The organism is Psychrobacter sp. (assembly GCF_030454045.1).
In the GTDB taxonomy this organism is placed as follows: domain Bacteria; phylum Pseudomonadota; class Gammaproteobacteria; order Pseudomonadales; family Moraxellaceae; genus Psychrobacter.
Window position 1 is genome coordinate 1 of the sequence record NZ_JAKDJE010000065.1, and the last position, 17,364, is coordinate 17,364.

Here is a 17,364-nt window from a genome sequence, read left to right on the forward strand (position 1 = left end):
CTTATTCTCCTGTTAGTGGATTATAAGCAGTTACACAGAGTTTGGGAAACTCCCTTTTGCTTTGTTTATCGTTTTTATATTTGCCTTGATATTTGCCTTGATATTTGCCTTGATATTTGCCTTGATATTTGTCTTGATGTTTTTCTTGTGCTTTATGCTTGGCAGCCACTATTTTTGCTTTTTGCTGTGATACCTTCGCCTTATTTTTGACAACTTTATGCTTACTATCTGCCTTGCTATCTGCTTTGTTACCATGTTTTTGGTATTGTACTTGAGACGCATGGTGTTGTGAATAATTTGGTGCAGCATTGGCTTGACTAACCATAGATAAACAAGCGGTAGCGGCTAGAATCGAACTTACTATTATCTTTTTCATTGTTTTTTCCTAATGTAATTCATATTAATAAATGATGATTAAAGATACCTTATGAAGTATCACGATAAAGCATCACTCTATCGACAAAGAAAATGATAACTGGTTCTCGTATTAAGTAGCTTTATGAAACTTGAAGAAAGGTTGCGATTGTTACCACTACTAAGCGCATTTACACTTAGGCGGTAGAAAGCTACAGAGCTGCACTATTGGCTGGTATCGACTGAGCCTATCCGCCTATGTATGATGCTTTTGGCAGGCGTACAAAGAATTTATAGCGCTTAGCATCTGACAACTATACACAGCTCAACTCTTCTATCAGCGCTGATTGGATAACAAATTTATGTGTGGGTTATTACGTGTTTTATTAACTGTAATTGGGGCGATACTCATTATCGACTGCGTTACTTTGATGGCTGTTGATAAGATTAATTTTGGTACAGTGCTGCCTTTTTTGATAGGCGTGGTTTTTGTAGGGCATGGACTAGGTGCTCCTTTAATTACAAAAATACTTGCTAAGAATCCTTTACTGCGACGTATTTGGTACGGATTGTGGCTAGCGTTTGGGTTATGGCTCGCCAGCTTTTTAATTTTTATGTATTCGCTACAGCAGCAGATCAAACGCAGCACACAAGATCTACCGCCAGTAGCAGCTATCATCGTGCTCGGTTCGGGGACGGTCGATGGCAAACCAACGCCTACCCTTGCCAGCCGCTTGGATACGGCAGCACAACTGATTGAGCAGCAGCCACAGGCACTCATTATTACGAGTGGCGGTGTGGGCTATGAGCGCACGCGCAGTGAGGCGGACATCATGGTGACTTACTTGGCGCAAACACATGACATTCCACTAGATCGTATTTATCAAGAAGGCAAAAGCACCAGTACTGAGGAGAATTTAACGTACAGCCAAATCATACTTGAACAGCATGGTATTGATAAAGAGGTACCGATTGCGATTGTGACCAGCGATTTTCATACCATTCGCGCAGCGGCGATTGCACGGCATCAAGGCTATGAGCAGCCCATACCAGTTGCCAGCGAAACGCCACTATCAAACTGCTACAATGCATGGTTTCGAGAGTATTTTGCCTTTGGTAGCGGTTGGCTACTACAAGAATACTGATTAGTGGATGCCGTAAAAAAAATATTACAAGGCGCTTAACTGGACACCTTTTTTTGCAAAATATAAACCACGAATTTTGCCTCTGTTTTGAATGATGCTTTCTCTACTGCTGTCAGCAACGCTTGTCTTTTTTCACTACGTGCGCGGTAGGCATACGGGGTCATGGTCATTAAATCAGCCAAATCATCCGCTGATAATGTCATCTCTGTACTAACATGGTCAGTCCCCATCAAAGTAAAGTATGGCGCCAACTCGTGTAAAAACTTATCAGAATCATGCTCACGCACATCATCAAATAAGGCATCTCGCATCGTCGCCAAGTGTCCGGCATCTGGTTTGGCAATGATTAAATAACCATCATCGGCCAATACCTCAGCGAACGCTTCAGGTAAAATAGGACTAAAAATACTGCTAATACCCGTCACACTATGAGAGCGTAACGGTAGATGTGCGGCGCTGGTCACTAGCGGATAAATCACCGTTGTTTTGGCAGCGTTAGTATTCTTGCGCTGATACCAAAGACGACCTGCCGCCTTACTGACTTTAGCCAATTCCACCAATGCAGGTTTGCTGATATCCGCTGCGAGTAAGTTATCAATAATACCTGAGCCCAGTTGTGCCATTGCCTGCGTGTAGTAGCCCTCGCCGCAGCCAATATCAAGCCAAGTGGTCGACTCTTTGAGCGGTTCTGTTGCAGACTCACCCTTGGACAGTAATGCTGTCATCTGCTGGCAGACGAGATTCTGTAGCGGTGCATAGTGACCATGACTCAAAAATCGCTTGCGGGCATTGATGGAGTCTTGACTGTCGCCAGGAGCTTTGGATTTTTTTTGTTGCACAGGCAATAGGTTGATATAGCCTTGGCGCGCCACATCAAAAGGATGTGAGGTGTTTTTGGGGTGCAAACTCCCATCACAGCGCCACGTATCTGCGGCAGGCTGTAGTGGAGATTGACAAAGTGGGCAGGTAAATAAGGACACAAGTATCTCAACGTCATTGCAGTATGACTCGCATTTTAACAAATTTCGTGTGCATTAAACGATAAAAAGCCACCTCAATAATTATTGAGATGGCTTCGATATATGCAGCTTATATACGTCTATAAAGATAAGTAAAGCTTTTTTAACGCAGCTTTAAGGTCATTAGCCCAAGAATGACAAGGATAATGGCAATGATCCAGAACCGCGTCACCACTTGCGTTTCCTTCCAGCCAATCTCTTCAAAGTGATGGTGTAGCGGTGCCATGCGGAACACACGTTTTTTGCGCAGTTTATAAGAGCCAACTTGCAGCATTACTGATAGCGCTTCGGCGACAAACAGACCACCCATGATGGCAAAAGCAATCTCTTGTCTTGTCATCACAGCAATCGTACCAAGCATCGCGCCAAGTGCCAGCGCACCCACATCACCCATAAATACCTGCGCAGGATGAGCGTTGAACCACAAGAACCCAAGGCCTGCGCCAATCATCGAGCCACAAACAATGATGACTTCAGAGTTGTAGGGAATATAGGGAACATGCAGATAATCAGCGAAGCGCACATCACCTGACACATAAGCCATCGCACCTAAACCTGCTGCGACAAGCACTACTGGTAGAATCGCCAAACCATCCAAGCCATCCGTTAGATTGACCGCATTGGAGGCCCCATTGATCACAAAATAGGTAAAAATAATAAAACCAATACCAAAAGGCACTGCCGAAAATGGAATGATCCAGTCTTTAAAAATCGGCACCAACAGATCTTGCATCTCGTGAGTCGTATTGATATCAGGCTGTAGCGTGGCGATATAGTACAGCGACACCCCAACAAATAACGCACCCATTGAGAGCCAAAAATATTTCTTGCGCGCAATCAGACCTTTGGGATCTTTATACTTGATTTTGAGCCAATCATCCGCCCAGCCAACGGCACCAAAGATAATCATCACGACCAGCAAAATCCATACATAAGGATTGTTCAAACGTGCCCATAGCAGAGTCGATACGCCAATAGCACTAAGAATCAATACCCCGCCCATGGTTGGCGTACCGGTCTTGACCAAATGCGATTGCGGCCCATCATTGCGAATGGCCTGACCGTACTTGAGCGCACGCAGATGCTGAATGACCCGCCCACCAAAAAACATACTAAACACAAGCGCTGTGATAACCGCAAGCAGCGCTCGCAACGTCAACGAAGAAACCGCAGAAAACGGTGTATAATACTGGCCAAGCCAGCCAAACAACCAAACTAACACCGCCTACTCCTCTACTAGCGCATGAATGAGTGTTTCCATTCCCATGAAACGCGAGCCTTTGAACAACACCGTACAAGGTTTTGCTTGGTGCGATTGTAAATAAGACTGCAAATACTGCAATAAGCTGTCTTTGTCTGCAAAAGCATGAGCATTGATATCAGCAATTTCTTTGGCACCTGATACGGTCGCATTGGCGTACTCACCAACACAAAGCAATACGTTAATACCAGTGGTTGCGATAGTGCGGCCGAGGCTTTGATGCTCGCTGACCGCCACCTCTCCGAGCTCACCAATATCCCCCAATACCATCACTTGCGTACCCGTTTGTGCAGCCAAGACTTTGGCCGCAGCGCGTACAGAGTGTGGGTTGGCATTATAAGTATCATCGATCAGTCGATGCATACCCAGTATTTGACTGTTCAGACGACCTTTGGCTGGACGCGCATTTTCAAGACCAATGACAATGTCACTGACGTCGATATTTAGCGCATATGCACAGGCAGCGGCGGCCAATGCATTATTGACATTGTGCTCGCCTGCCAGTGGCAAGTTGATATCATGAATCTGACTACCAATATGCAGCTTAAACTCACTACGCTCAGGCTCTACATCTAGATGGCTTGCGCTCACATCGGTATTGCCAAAACCAATCACATGTGACGTGTGTTGTTCAGCAATGCGACGCAATTGGTTGGTAAAATCATCCTTATCAGGCACAATCGCAAACTGTGTGTCCGTCAAAGTGTGATAAATCTCTGCCTTGGTTTGGCAAATGCCTTCGCGGCTACCAAACTCGCCCAAATGCGCCGTGCCAATGTTCAAAATACAGGCCACATCAGGACGGACAATCTCTGTGGTGTAAGCAATCTCGCCAATATGGTTGGCACCCAATTCTAAAATGGCATAGCGGTGATGATCTGATAGCTCAAGAAGCATCATGGGCACACCCAAATCATTATTGAGATTGCCACGGGTAATCAATGTCGGTGCAAGGCGACCAAAAATACTACCCAGCATCTCTTTACAAGTGGTCTTGCCGCTAGAGCCTGTAATGGCAATCACGGTCAGATTTTGGTGCTGCTGGCGACGATAGCTTGCCAGCTGACCTAATGCCAGACGGGTATCACTGACAATCAGCTGCGGAATAGCATTTGATTCAGATAAGATAGGACGAGACACGATGGCAGCAATCGCACCTTTTGAAGCTGCCATGTCGATATAATCATGACCATCGAAGTTCTCACCACTTAACGCCAAAAAGATATCACCAGATTTTATCGTACGGGTATCGGTCGCAATACGCTGACTGGCTAGAGCTGGCTGGCCTGCATCTGTATAGTCTGGGGGCAGTTGCCAGTGACCATCGAGCGACGCTGTCGCCTCGAGCATATTATCCATTTGCCAGACATAAAGCCCTTGCGACTGGATGGTGTTATCGTTGTCGGCTGTCATAATGGTTACCTTGTATAATGACTACTCAATTTTTATATTTAATGATCAATTTTTTGATAATAGGGGTATCGATAATCACTCGACTATATACGGCCCGCTTGCGCTAACGCCTGTTGCAAAATCACACTGTCATCAAAATCATAACGGACGTTGTTAATCTCTTGATAGGTCTCATGACCTTTGCCAGCGATGACGACGATATCATTGGGCGCTGCTTGCATGACAGCATACTCAATCGCCGCTTGCCGTGCAGGCTCGATATGGGTGCGCTGATACTGCGCGGTGCTCATGCCTGCTTGCATATCTTGCAAGATGGCCTCTGGGTCTTCGGTGCGCGGATTATCTGCGGTCAATATAACCCTGTCCGCGCCCGCCAGTCCTGCCTGCGCCATCAGCGGACGCTTGCCTGCGTCACGGTCACCGCCACAACCAAACACTGCCCATAGCTGACCTTTACAGTGAGTTTTTAAGCTTGAGAGCACTTGACTTAAGGCATCTGGCGTATGCGCATAATCAACGATAAAACAGCCATCACTGGACGGTACACGCTGCATCCTGCCAACAGCACCTTGCAGCTGAGGAACAGCCGTCGCAATATGCTCGATACTGATGTCTGACTTAGCACCGAGCGCCGCAGCTGCCGCCATCGCTGCGAGCAAATTGGCAACATTAAAGCGCCCTAATAGTGGACTGACAATCTCGATAATATCCGTTTTCTCATTACCAAAGTCTGTACGCAGACTTATCTTGACACCTTGCAGACTTGGCTCAATATTGGTAGCGACAAAAGTGGCAGATTTGTTAGGGTCTAGACTGTATGTCCATATTGTCAACTCGCTGGCAGCAGCTGTCTCTAACATCACTGGTGCGTGCTCATCATCAATATTGATAATGGCATGGGTCAAATCTGGGAAGTGGTTTTTATCAAATAGCCTGGCCTTTGCCGCTGCATATTCTGCCATATCGGCATGATAATCAAGATGATCGCGACTCAGATTGGTATAGATCGCAACAATGACGGGCATGCCCTGCAGCCGCTGCTGATCCAAACCATGAGAGCTGGCTTCTAACGCCAGCACCTTGGCATTCTCGGTGCCCATTTGATACAAAAACTGCTGAACAGCCAACGCATCACCAGTGGTATGGCTGGCTTGCACCAAATTACCAAGGCGACCATTACCTGCGGTGCCCATGACTGCACTACTCATACCAATTAACTGAGTCAGTTGAGCGACCAATTGACTGATGGTCGTTTTGCCATTGGTACCTGTGACCGCCACTACCGCAGGCAAATTAACTGGTTGCTGATGTTGTAGACGTGCTTGAATTAAGCTACCTAGGAAGCTGCGAATATTAGGCACATATAGCACGGGGCAGCGCAGTGCAGCAGTGCGTGTATCATTCGTGGGCGATAGCTGAGTGTTGTGCGCTGAAGGGTTCGCGTCACCAATCAACTCAGCAGGATCCATCTCTGATAAGATGAGCGCCGCTTGTTCAGCGGCTTGTAGCAAATAATTTCGGCTCTTTTGGTAATTTGGATTATGGCTTTTTAAAAGGACAAATACGTCATTGCCTGATAGCTGACGGCTGTCTAATCGAAACTGACCAAAAGGGATATCGGCCACAGATTGAGCGGAATCTGACCCACTCAACGCCTGTTGATCTGATGTCGTTATCATCGCGGTGAGTTGCTGCGCAAGCCTGCTACCGCTCGTATCGATAAGCTGCTGCAAAGTGGCTGTCGTAACAGTGCCGCTATTTGGCGATAATGTAGGCATGGTCATGATCAAATCCTAAACAGTTAATACAAGTCAGCTCATAAAGAGCTGAACATTTAAAATAGTCAAACGCCTACTGTGGTTCTGTTTTGAGCGGCTTATCCAAAGGCACATTATACAATCGTAACGCTTCTTTCATCACATTGTGGAACACAGGTGCGACCGTTAGACCCGCATAAATCTGACCGCGCGGATCTTCAATGAGCATCACACCAACCAATCTTGGATTAGACGCTGGTGCCATACCAGCGAAGACATTGCGGTACTGGTCAGAATAATAGCCACCCTCTGGGTTGATACGGCGCGAGGTACCCGTCTTGCCTGCCACACGATACCCGTCAATGGCAGCAGCTTTTGCCGTACCGCCAGGCTCGGTCACACTCTCAAGCATTTGTACAATAGACATCGCCTGCTCGCGCGCCATAATACGCTTGCTTGGTTGTGGTTTGTCATCTTTGATCAAGGTCAACGGGTGCATCACGCCACCTGCCGCAAGCGCTGAATACGCTTGCGCCACTTGCGCGAGCGTCACTTGTAGACCATACCCATAACTGACAGTTGCTCGTCTTGACGTCTCTTTCTCTTTTGGCGTGACGATTAGGCCACTGCCCTCACCTGGGAACTGTAAAGGCGTTTTTGATCCAAACCCAAATTGTCGTTGCATATTGCTAATGGCATCAGGCGGTAGCGACAATGCAATCTTCGTCGAGGCCACGTTACTAGACTTCTGTAGTAGCGTTGCCATATTGATCACACCCAAATTATTGTGATCTCGGATGGTATAGCCGCGTACACGAATGGAGCCAGGATTGGTGTCAATCAAGGTTGTTGGCGTGTATTTGCCTGAATCTAAGGCTGCCGCAACGGTAAAGGGCTTCATCACTGAACCGGGTTCAAACACATCTAATAGCGCACGGTTACGCTGGTTTTCACCCGTCATCTCGTTGAGATTGTTTGAGTTAAATGATGGCCAAGTCGATAGCGCCAGCACCTCTCCTGTTTGCACATCAACAATCATACCCGTCGACCAGCGCGCTTTTTGTAGTCGCCCTGCTTTTTCAAGCTCTTTATAAAGCAAATACTGTAGCCGCGAATCAATCGTCAGCGCCACATCTTTGCCCGGTACCTCAGGCTTGATTTGCTTGATCTCTTTTAGGCTGTTTTGTTTGGCATCTTTTAAAACCAGCACTTTACCGTCATCACCTGCAAGCGTGGTTTCGTATTGGCGCTCAACACCAGCGCGTCCCTCATACCCCCCTTCAGGATCGTTGGCATTTTGCCCCATAAATCCTAACAGCTGTGCATTGGACTGCGGCTGCGGATAATAACGCTGAAAGAAGTTTTTCTCATAGACGCCCGGAAAATCAAGGGAGCTGATACTTTGCGCAATCTCAGGTGTGACTTTATTCAGTAGCGGTAGGTAATGCGAGCCTGCACCAGAGGGCAAGGCTGCCTTTACTGCGGCCTCATCAGTCACATCGATACTGTCATCAATGAGCGTGGCTTTTTTTAGCTCATCAACTGAAATATTAGCAGCAGCGGCCAATGTGGTCAGATCCATATTGTCCAGTCGCTTTTGCATACGCGCTTGCAGTTGTGGACTGCTGGGATTGGTCAAGATAATACGTTTGAGCTCGTAGTATTCGCTCGCGTAATCATGAGGGCTAAATGACACGGTCGCAAGCGGTGCGCTCACTGCAAGTGGTAAATCATTACGGTCGGTAATCATACCGCGATAGGATTTTTGCGTGCGCTCACTGGTGATGAGCTCGTTACCTTTGTCTTGATAAAACTGCGCGTTGGCTACCTGAATATAGTAGGCACGACCAATCAATAGCACCAATATAACCAGCGCCAAACCCCAAACGGTACGAAAACGGTTTTTATCCTGCTCAAAGCCGCCACGAGAGGAGGCGCCAGAGGCTTTACCCAAAAACCCTCTTTTGCTCTTGGAGTTTTTAGCACCATAAGACCCTTTCGCATCACTCTTTTTGATGCGGTCAAACAGTTTGGCTTTACGGCTACCTGCTGCGGTTTCTCCCGTCTTTCCAGACTTAGCGGCACTGGCACGGCGCAAAGGCTTGGTTACCTTACCACTGGCTGGTTTTTTGCCGGTATTTTTTGCTGATTTGGGTTTCTTGTCACTCATTGCCCCGCCTCCGTTACTGGCTGTTCAGGAGAGCTATCGGTAGAGGCTCGTGGTCCCGTCGCGTCAGGCATACTCTCGTCTGAATTCTCAGAGACCACCGGCACCAACGCAGTGGCCACACCAGGCTGGATAATCAACTTGTCTTTTAACGTTGGTGAATACATACCAAGCTCTGCAACCGCACGACTGGCAATTTGCGGCGTCGCACTAAAGGTTTGCTGCTCAATCAATAAGCGCTGATGCTCTATTTGCAGCTTACGTTCTTGTTTTTTCATATCTTGCAAGGTTTTATAATCCTGATGATATTGCTGGACTTCTTCGGCAGTTTTTATACCGCTCCATACAATCGCAGCTGCGAGTAGCACTAATACGACGACATAAATACTCACTACATTGAAGCGGCGCACGAACAGCTCGCCAATATCAGTGTTGGATGGCACAGAAGCGCGGCGGTTTGCAGGTTTGTCAGATATTGCCATGACGATCTCAAAAAGTGAACGTAAACGATAAAATAGGTAATGGTTTGCCAATAGTGAGCATGTCATTGCCCAGCAATACCACCAATAAACATTAAAAAACAATCACCCCATAGTGGTAAAAACCGACCACTATAGCAGTGCGTCATACCAGAACAAAACCTGTAGCCTCACAACGTGAGATCAATGCTCATATGATTGTAGAGCAAAAAAGGACTGCCTTGCTTGGCGCATCAGTCATTTTTAGCCATACCGTGAGTGAAAATAATTTGCTGAGCCTAACAAACAATATTTACAGCTTTTTAACAGTGGCGTAGCGATTAAGACATTTATGCCTCATTGAGACAAACCGTAGCAACCACCAGCAACTTAACTCATACTTTTATTCGATGTTTATGGTTCAACTGGCTGATGACACTCTGTGTCGGTACGAGTAGCCATTCTCAGCCAAGCACTGCGAGCGCGCGGATTACGGCTTGTCTCGGCCTTACTGGGACCAACGCGTTTGGGTTTGCTAAAGTAACGTGGGCGCTTGGGCGGCATTGGCAGATGCTCATCTTCTGGATATTGCCCTTTGCTATGGCGCTGCAAAAACTGCTTGATGCGGCGATCTTCTAATGAATGGAAGCTAATCACCGCAAGCTGCCCGCCTGACTTTAAGATAGCAATACTTTGCGCTAAAAAGTCGTCAACATCGCCCAGCTCATTATTAATAAAAATACGCATGGCCTGAAAGCTTTGCGTGGCTGGGTGCTTGCCGCGTTGCCAATTGGGATGCGCCTCTTTGATTACCTCTGCCAGCTCAAGCGTAGACTCGTAGCTGTCCATTTGCTTGATAGCGCGAGCAATACGGCGACTATGACGCTCTTCACCAAATTCATAAAGCACATTGGCCAATGTCTCATCGTTAACCTGCTCAAGCCACTCGGCAACTGACTGGCCGCGACTGGTATCCATACGCATGTCCACTGCCCCATCGCGCATAAAGCTAAAACCGCGGCTACCGTCATCAATTTGCGGTGATGAAATACCCAAATCCGCCATCAAGCCATCCACTTCACTAATGCCCATAGCAGCCAGACTATCTGTCAACGTTGCAAAGCTGTCATGAACCACATGCACACGGCTGTCTTTACTTGCCAATTCCTGCGCCACACTAATGGCTGTCGGATCTTTGTCAAAGACAATCAGTGTGGCGTCATCGGCAAGCTGACTTAATAGTAATCTGCTATGACCGCCACGACCAAAGGTCGCATCAACGTATATACCGCTTATATTTAAGCCATTTTGGTCGCCGTCTTTTTGCTTGGGTAGGGATTTTACACCCAGCACTGCCGCGACGGTCTCCTCTAGCAGTACCGCATCATGCACAAAACTTAATTCATCAGACGTGATATCACGCTCACTATCGGATTGAGTCGGGTTTAGGGGTTCATCTTGCATGGTGACATCCTCATTAGAGAATGGACTGGACGCTGATTCAGTGCGGTCAGTGGGAGCAAGACTGGCTTTCGATTTTGGCGTAGACTTTGATAGGGACACAAACAACTCAATAGATGACGACCATGTTGGCCAGTAATTAGATGAAAATAAACAAGTTATGACTTGCTTAGCGTTATTATCGCAAGGATACACTTGGAGTCAAGCACTAGAAGGGCTTTTCATTAAAAATATCACATGTCTCTGTTATACTAGCACTATATTTTACGCTATTTCTTAGCACTCTCTTCATATCTTTCATCGCTATTTATACTGATAGCTTATATTAATAGCAAACTTTGAGACTCTTACCATGCAAACCTCTACTGACAGCAAGCGCCCAGTGCGCACGCGTATCGCACCTTCACCCACGGGCTTTCCACACGTAGGCACGGCCTATATCGCTCTATTTAACTTGGCTTTTGCCAAAGCGCACGGCGGCGAATTCATCCTACGTATCGAAGATACCGACCAGACGCGCTCAACCGAGCAATCAGAGCAAATGATTTTGGATGCCCTGCACTGGGTTGGTTTGGACTGGAGCGAGGGGCCAGACGTTGGTGGCCCGCATGCGCCTTATCGTCAGAGCGAGCGTAGCGATATTTATAAAGAACACGCCGAGCAGCTGATAGCAAGCGACCATGCGTTTCGCTGTTTTTGTACTACAGAAGAGCTAGACGCCATGCGCGCTGAGCAAATGGCCAATGGCGAGACCCCTCGCTATGACGGCCGCTGTGCCCACCTACCTCCAGAAAAAACTGCGCAATTGGTAAGCGAGGGCACCCCGCACGTGGTTCGTATGCGTGTACCCACCGACGGCGTTTGTCAGGTACATGACATGCTGCGCGGCACCGTCGAGATTCCTTGGGCGCAAGTCGATATGCAAGTATTGCTAAAAACTGACGGCATGCCAACTTACCATCTTGCCAACGTCGTCGATGACCACTTGATGGAAATCACTCACGTCATGCGCGGCGAAGAGTGGTTAAACTCTGCCCCCAAGCATCAGCTGCTTTATGACTATTTTGGTTGGGAGATGCCAATACTCTGCCACATGCCGCTACTGCGTAACCCCGACAAATCAAAGCTGTCGAAACGTAAAAACCCAACCTCAATTACTTACTACCGCGATGCCGGCGTACTACCTGAGGCGCTGCTCAACTATCTAGGCCGTATGGGCTACTCAATGCCTGATGATACCGAAAAATTCACCTTGGATGAAATGATTGCCAGCTTTGATATCCAGCGCGTGTCTCTTGGTGGCCCTATCTTCGATACCGAAAAACTCAATTGGCTAAACAGCGAATGGCTACGTGCGCTTACGCCTGAAGAGCTTAAAAACAAAATCCTTGAGTGGGCCAGTGACAGCGATAAACTCACCGCGATCGCCGCTGCGATTCAGCCACGCATCGAGCTGTTGTCTGACGCGGTCAACTGGGGCGGCTTTTATTTCCAAAACCTGCCAGACATCACCGCTGAGAGCTTCACCCATAAATCGCTTGAGCCTGAGCAAATCATCGAGCTGTTACAACTGGCGCTTTGGCAGCTTGAGACCCTGCCGACGTGGTCGGAGGAAAACATCTATACCACGCTAAAAGGCCTTGCCGCGCATCTTGATATTAAAATGCGCGATTTTATGGCGCCGTTCTTTATCGCGATTGCTGGTAGCACCTCCTCGACGCCCGTTATGAACTCGATGGCGATTATCGGTGCGGATATGACCTTGACGCGCTTGCGCCATGCGGTTGATGTCCTAGGCGGCCTCGGTAAAAAGAAACTGAAAAAACTTGAGAAAAAAGCGGCGGATTTGCCTAATTTTTTGGCTGATGCATAGTTTGGCAGCAGGGTACTATCGTACTTGCCAATGAAGAGTAGAATGGATAAATAATAAAAAAGGGTCAGTTCATTCGATACTGGCTCTTTTTTATGTAACCCCCATACTCAAACGTCCATAATCAGCCATTTAAATACTTTTAATGACTTTTTTTGCATTATTTTGCATTTTTTTAAAAATAGCGGTTGACAAGATTGCTGGTCTTACCTAAAATACGCTCACTCTTAGCGAGGGGCTATAGCTCAGTTGGTAGAGCACTTGCATGGCATGCAAGGGGTCAACGGTTCGACTCCGTTTAGCTCCACCATACTATTTATCGCTCAACGGATAAATATTGCTTTGAGAACAATGTCAGCACCTAGGCAAGGCTTATTGATAAATAAGCACTCTGATATTGTGAAGTACCGTTATAACCATAGGTTATGACACTCTATGCGTCCCCATCGTCTAGAGGCCTAGGACACCGCCCTTTCACGGCGGTAACGGGGGTTCGAATCCCCCTGGGGACGCCACTATTCGGCGTCACTTATTAGCACTTTTGCTTAGCATCAGGTTAGACTAATAAGCGAACACTAAAAAATCCCAGTCATCATCCGGTGACTGGGATTTTTTTCGTTTGTCGTTTATAAAAACCATCGATATGAGCTGCTCATGACGACCGATACCAGGTAAACTACGAAATAAACGATAAATAAAACACTCCCCTATTATTGCTAACACAAGGAAGTATGAGCCATGTTCGGTATCGAAAACTATCTGGGCTTTGTCTTGGCGGCGATTTTGTTAAATCTCACTCCAGGCACCGATACGATGTATATCATTACCCGCAGCGTCTCACATGGCAGCGCAGCAGGGTTTTATTCTGTCCTCGGTATCATCTCAGGCATCTTGATACACACGGTATTCGCCGCATTGGGTCTATCGATCATTTTGATCAACTCGCCTCTGGCCTTTACGATTGTAAAATATATCGGTGCCAGCTACTTGTGCTATCTGGGTATAAAAATGCTGATGAGCAAGCAGCCTTCTTTACTGGCAAATCATTTACCAAAAAGCAGCCCATCTGCACCTGCCAACTCTATAGCGCACTGGCAAATATACAAACAGGGCGTATTAACCAATGTCTTTAACCCAAAAGTCGCGCTATTCTTCCTCGCATTTTTTCCGCAGTTTATCGATCCTAGCTATGCTCATAGCGCCTTGTCATTTCTGATCTTAGGATTGAGTTTTGCGCTGACGGGCTTTGTATGGTGTTCGTGCCTTGCCTTACTGGCCTCAAAATTTAGTGCCAACTTAAGAAAAAACCCAGCTATCGAAGTTCTTTTAAATAAAATAAGCGGCGTGGTATTTATTGGTTTGGGAGTTAAGCTATTGACTGAGAAGGGTTAAAAAAGCTGCTATAAATGTCCAAATAAGCTACTTTTTATAAAATTTAACTACCCATAAAAAAAGCCCAATCCCCTACTTTGACTGGGATTGGGCTTTTTCGTTGTAAGCCTAACGAACCACTAAGCAGCGCCCTTACTCTCCGCCGCTAGCTGGCGCAATACATAGTGCAATACGCCGCCATGACGCACGTATTCGCGCTCTTTTGGTGTCTGTAGACCGACATTGACCTCAAAGGTTTCAGTCGAGCCATCGGCGCGGGTGGCAGTGACTTGAGCGGTTTTGCTCTCGCCATTGTTTAGGCCGGTAATGCTAAGTACTTCAGAGCCATCGAGCTTGTAGGTTTGAGCGTCTTCGCCATCTTTGAAAGTCAATGGCAGCACGCCCATACCGACGAGGTTTGAGCGGTGAATACGCTCAAACGAAGTGGTGAGTACCGCTTTTACACCAAGCAAAATCGTACCCTTGGCAGCCCAGTCACGGCTAGAGCCTGATCCATACTCCGCCCCGCCGAGGACGACGAGCGGACGCTTATCTTCTTTATACTTCATCGCTGCATCATAGATGGCCATTTCTTCGCCATCTTGTAGCGTCGACTTGTCATCTTTGAAGTAATAGGTATAACCGCCTTCTTTGCCGCCCATCATTTGGTTTTTGATACGAATATTGGCAAAGGTACCACGAGTCATAACTGCATCATTACCACGGCGTGAGCCATAACTGTTGAAGTCCGCTTCCATGACACCGCGCTCTTGCAGATACTTACCTGCTGGCGAGTTTGGATCAATATTGCCCGCAGGTGAGATATGGTCGGTGGTGATTGAGTCACCGAATAGACCTAAGATACGCGCACCTTCGATATCAGGGATGCCTTCTGGCTCCATGGTCATGCCTGCAAAGAACGGTGGGTTTTTGATATAAGTAGACGCTTCATCCCATGGGTACAGCTGGCTGTCTGCCGAGCTGATGGCATTCCACGACTTGCTGCCGTCAAACACTTCGCCATAGTTTTTGCGGAACATCTCTGCATCAATGTTGTTGGCAATCAGCTCATTGATTTCTTCTGACGTTGGCCAGATGTCTTTTAAGAACACATCATTGCCATCTTGGTCTTGACCAAGCGCATGGGTGGTCAAATCGATATCAACCGTACCTGCCAGCGCGTAGGCAACCACAAGCGGTGGTGATGCGAGGTAGCTTGCTTTTACGTGCGAGTGGATACGACCTTCAAAGTTACGGTTACCTGATAAGACGGCGGCGGCGACCAAGTCGTTTTCTTCGATGCCTTTTTCGATCTCGTCAGGGAGTGGGCCTGAGTTACCAATACACGTAGTACAGCCGTAACCAACGAGGTAAAATCCTGTTTTTTCTAGCTCATCCATCAGATTGGTTTTTTCTAGATAGTCGGTGACCACTTTTGAACCAGGTGCCAGTGAGGTTTTAACCCATGGCTTGGCTTTAAGACCTTTTGCCGCTGCTTTTTTGGCGACCAGACCTGCGCCAATCATGACCGCTGGGTTTGAAGTGTTGGTACATGAGGTAATGGCTGCAATGACGACTGAACCATCACGCAACTTGTGCTCTTTGTCGTCAATATTAACGTTTGAGAACACATTGTTGGCAGGCTGATAGGCGCTGCTGTCGTCTGTCTCAGTATCGACTTCAATTTTAGGCTCAGCGGCCAAGTGTTCGGCTTGTTCTTGCTCACCGCCTTCTTGGTCAAAGCGTACTTTGCCTTCGACTTCTGACTTGCGGTCTTTGGTCATTTTCTCTAGCGTTTCGCCAAATTTTTCGTGCATATCCGCTAAGTTAATGCGCTGCTGTGGCAAGTTTGGCCCAGCAAGTGCAGGCTGTACCGACGACAAGTCTAGCTCTAGCTTGCTTGAATAGGTCGCTGCTGGGGTATCGGCATCATGCCACATGCCTTGTGCTTTGGCATACTGTTCGACCAGCTCAATTTGTGCTTCATCACGGCCAGATAGGCGCAGATAATCAATCGCCATTTGATCGACTGGGAAGATACCACAAGTCGCGCCATACTCTGGTGCCATATTGGCAATGGTGGCACGATCAGCAAGTGGCATGCTGTGTAGGCCTTCGCCATAAAATTCAACAAATTTACCAACCACACCGTGCGCACGCAGCATCTCAACCACACGTAGCACTAAATCGGTCGCGGTGACGCCTTCTGACAGCTCGCCAGTCAGCTCAAAGCCGACCACTTGAGGAATCAGCATTGATGATGGCTGACCCAGCATGGCGGCTTCGGCTTCAATACCACCAACGCCCCAACCGAGTACGCCAATACCATTAATCATCGTGGTATGGCTGTCGGTGCCAAATACAGTATCTGGATATGCGGTTAGCTCGCCGTCAACATCAGCGGCCATGACGACACGCGCGAGGTACTCAAGGTTGACCTGATGCACGATACCTGTCGCTGGTGGAACAACGACGAAGTTTTCAAAGGCTTGCTTGCCCCAATGCAAAAACTCATAACGCTCATTGTTGCGTTTGAATTCGATTTTTTCATTCAAATCTAGTGCGTCTTCGCGGCCATAGGCATCGACTTGTACCGAGTGATCGACGACCAGCTCACTAGGGATAAACGGATTAATCTGATCCGCTTTACCGCCCAGCTCAACCACCGCATCACGCATCGCTGCCAGATCGACGACAGAAGGTACACCAGTGAAATCCTGCAACACCACACGCGCCGGCATAAAGGCAATCTCTTTTGACGCTTCAGCACCTGCGTCCCAATTGGCAACCGCTTCGATATGGTCTTTGCCGACCGACTGGCCGCCATCTTCATTACGCAATAGGTTCTCTAGCACCACCTTCATACAATAAGGCAGCGTCTTAATATGCTCATATTCTTCGGTGAGTTTGGTCAGGCTGTAGTAATTATAGGTTTTGTCATCGACTGACAGCGTGTCTTTAATATTAAAAATGTCGCTCATGATAGCTTCCTTATCCTTGTTATGGATCCTAGACATAAATTATTATAAGTTTAACCCCACTCTCAACTTCGAAAGTGATTGAAAAAAGAAGAGCACCTCACTAATCT

At 47.4% G+C, this 17,364-nt stretch carries 12 protein-coding genes and 2 tRNA genes; 5 read left to right on the forward strand and 9 right to left on the reverse strand.

Features of this window, described 5'->3' with window-relative positions:
* Position 1: 1 nt before the first annotated feature.
* Entirely contained in the window at positions 2–376 is a 375-nt protein-coding gene (locus L0G63_RS10840) for a hypothetical protein (protein WP_301450666.1), read from the reverse strand.
* 340 nt (positions 377–716) lie between these two features.
* Between L0G63_RS10840 and L0G63_RS10845 the strand changes: the two genes are divergently transcribed.
* On the forward strand, positions 717–1,499 hold the full coding sequence (locus L0G63_RS10845) for a YdcF family protein (RefSeq protein ID WP_301450667.1): 783 nt from the start codon (positions 717–719) through the stop codon (positions 1,497–1,499).
* A gap of 35 nt (positions 1,500–1,534) precedes the next feature.
* Here L0G63_RS10845 and L0G63_RS10850 read toward each other — a convergent pair whose 3' ends face one another.
* The 7 genes from L0G63_RS10850 to rsmH all read right to left on the reverse strand — a co-directional run bounded on the left by L0G63_RS10850 (position 1,535) and on the right by rsmH (position 11,038).
* Positions 1,535–2,485: a putative RNA methyltransferase gene (locus L0G63_RS10850; protein ID WP_301450676.1), complete on the reverse strand. Its 951-nt coding sequence runs from the start codon at positions 2,483–2,485 to the stop codon at positions 1,535–1,537.
* Between the two features lie 136 nt (positions 2,486–2,621).
* Positions 2,622–3,740, reverse strand: a complete 1,119-nt coding sequence (gene mraY / locus L0G63_RS10855; protein WP_301450668.1) for a phospho-N-acetylmuramoyl-pentapeptide-transferase — start codon at positions 3,738–3,740, stop codon at positions 2,622–2,624.
* A gap of 3 nt (positions 3,741–3,743) precedes the next feature.
* Positions 3,744–5,192 carry a UDP-N-acetylmuramoyl-tripeptide--D-alanyl-D-alanine ligase gene (gene murF / locus L0G63_RS10860; protein ID WP_301450669.1) on the reverse strand — a complete coding sequence of 483 codons (1,449 nt, stop codon included), beginning with the start codon at positions 5,190–5,192 and terminating at the stop codon, positions 3,744–3,746.
* An 83-nt stretch (positions 5,193–5,275) separates the two neighbouring features.
* Entirely contained in the window at positions 5,276–6,976 is a 1,701-nt protein-coding gene (locus tag L0G63_RS10865; protein ID WP_301450670.1) for a UDP-N-acetylmuramoyl-L-alanyl-D-glutamate--2,6-diaminopimelate ligase, read from the reverse strand.
* Positions 6,977–7,043: 67 nt separating this feature from the next.
* Entirely contained in the window at positions 7,044–9,119 is a 2,076-nt protein-coding gene (locus L0G63_RS10870) for a penicillin-binding protein 2 (RefSeq protein ID WP_301450671.1), read from the reverse strand.
* A complete protein-coding gene (locus tag L0G63_RS10875; RefSeq protein WP_301450672.1) occupies positions 9,116–9,598 on the reverse strand; it encodes a cell division protein FtsL in 483 nt (160 codons plus the stop codon). Before L0G63_RS10875 ends, L0G63_RS10870 begins: the two co-directional genes overlap by 4 nt.
* 390 nt (positions 9,599–9,988) lie before the next feature.
* Positions 9,989–11,038, reverse strand: a complete 1,050-nt coding sequence (rsmH, locus tag L0G63_RS10880; RefSeq protein ID WP_301450677.1) for a 16S rRNA (cytosine(1402)-N(4))-methyltransferase RsmH — start codon at positions 11,036–11,038, stop codon at positions 9,989–9,991.
* Positions 11,039–11,387: 349 nt separating this feature from the next.
* Here rsmH and gltX point away from each other — a divergent pair, with 349 nt between their 5' ends.
* From gltX to L0G63_RS10900, 4 genes are all read left to right on the forward strand, one after another.
* Positions 11,388–12,908: a glutamate--tRNA ligase gene (gene gltX, locus L0G63_RS10885; protein ID WP_301450673.1), complete on the forward strand. Its 1,521-nt coding sequence runs from the start codon at positions 11,388–11,390 to the stop codon at positions 12,906–12,908.
* Between the two features lie 231 nt (positions 12,909–13,139).
* A tRNA-Ala gene (locus L0G63_RS10890) sits at positions 13,140–13,215 on the forward strand.
* Between the two features lie 129 nt (positions 13,216–13,344).
* Positions 13,345–13,420 (forward strand) — tRNA-Glu (locus L0G63_RS10895).
* 223 nt (positions 13,421–13,643) lie between these two features.
* Positions 13,644–14,297, forward strand: coding sequence for a LysE family translocator (locus L0G63_RS10900; protein ID WP_301450674.1), 654 nt, complete (start codon positions 13,644–13,646; stop codon positions 14,295–14,297).
* Positions 14,298–14,416: 119 nt separating this feature from the next.
* Here the strand turns inward: L0G63_RS10900 and acnA are convergent, their stop codons facing one another.
* A complete protein-coding gene (gene acnA / locus L0G63_RS10905; protein ID WP_301450675.1) occupies positions 14,417–17,257 on the reverse strand; it encodes an aconitate hydratase AcnA in 2,841 nt (946 codons plus the stop codon).
* Positions 17,258–17,364: the final 107 nt, after the last annotated feature.

Coding starts and splice junctions, on each gene's coding strand:
- L0G63_RS10840 (WP_301450666.1), bottom strand. CDS start 376: ATGAAAAAGATAATAGTAAGTTCGATTCTAGCCGCTACCGCTTGTTTA.
- L0G63_RS10845 (WP_301450667.1), top strand. CDS start 717: ATGTGTGGGTTATTACGTGTTTTATTAACTGTAATTGGGGCGATACTC.
- murF (WP_301450669.1), bottom strand. CDS start 5,192: ATGACAGCCGACAACGATAACACCATCCAGTCGCAAGGGCTTTATGTC.
- L0G63_RS10865 (WP_301450670.1), bottom strand. CDS start 6,976: ATGACCATGCCTACATTATCGCCAAATAGCGGCACTGTTACGACAGCC.
- L0G63_RS10870 (WP_301450671.1), bottom strand. CDS start 9,119: ATGAGTGACAAGAAACCCAAATCAGCAAAAAATACCGGCAAAAAACCA.
- L0G63_RS10875 (WP_301450672.1), bottom strand. CDS start 9,598: ATGGCAATATCTGACAAACCTGCAAACCGCCGCGCTTCTGTGCCATCC.
- rsmH (WP_301450677.1), bottom strand. CDS start 11,038: ATGCAAGATGAACCCCTAAACCCGACTCAATCCGATAGTGAGCGTGAT.
- gltX (WP_301450673.1), top strand. CDS start 11,388: ATGCAAACCTCTACTGACAGCAAGCGCCCAGTGCGCACGCGTATCGCA.
- L0G63_RS10900 (WP_301450674.1), top strand. CDS start 13,644: ATGTTCGGTATCGAAAACTATCTGGGCTTTGTCTTGGCGGCGATTTTG.
- acnA (WP_301450675.1), bottom strand. CDS start 17,257: ATGAGCGACATTTTTAATATTAAAGACACGCTGTCAGTCGATGACAAA.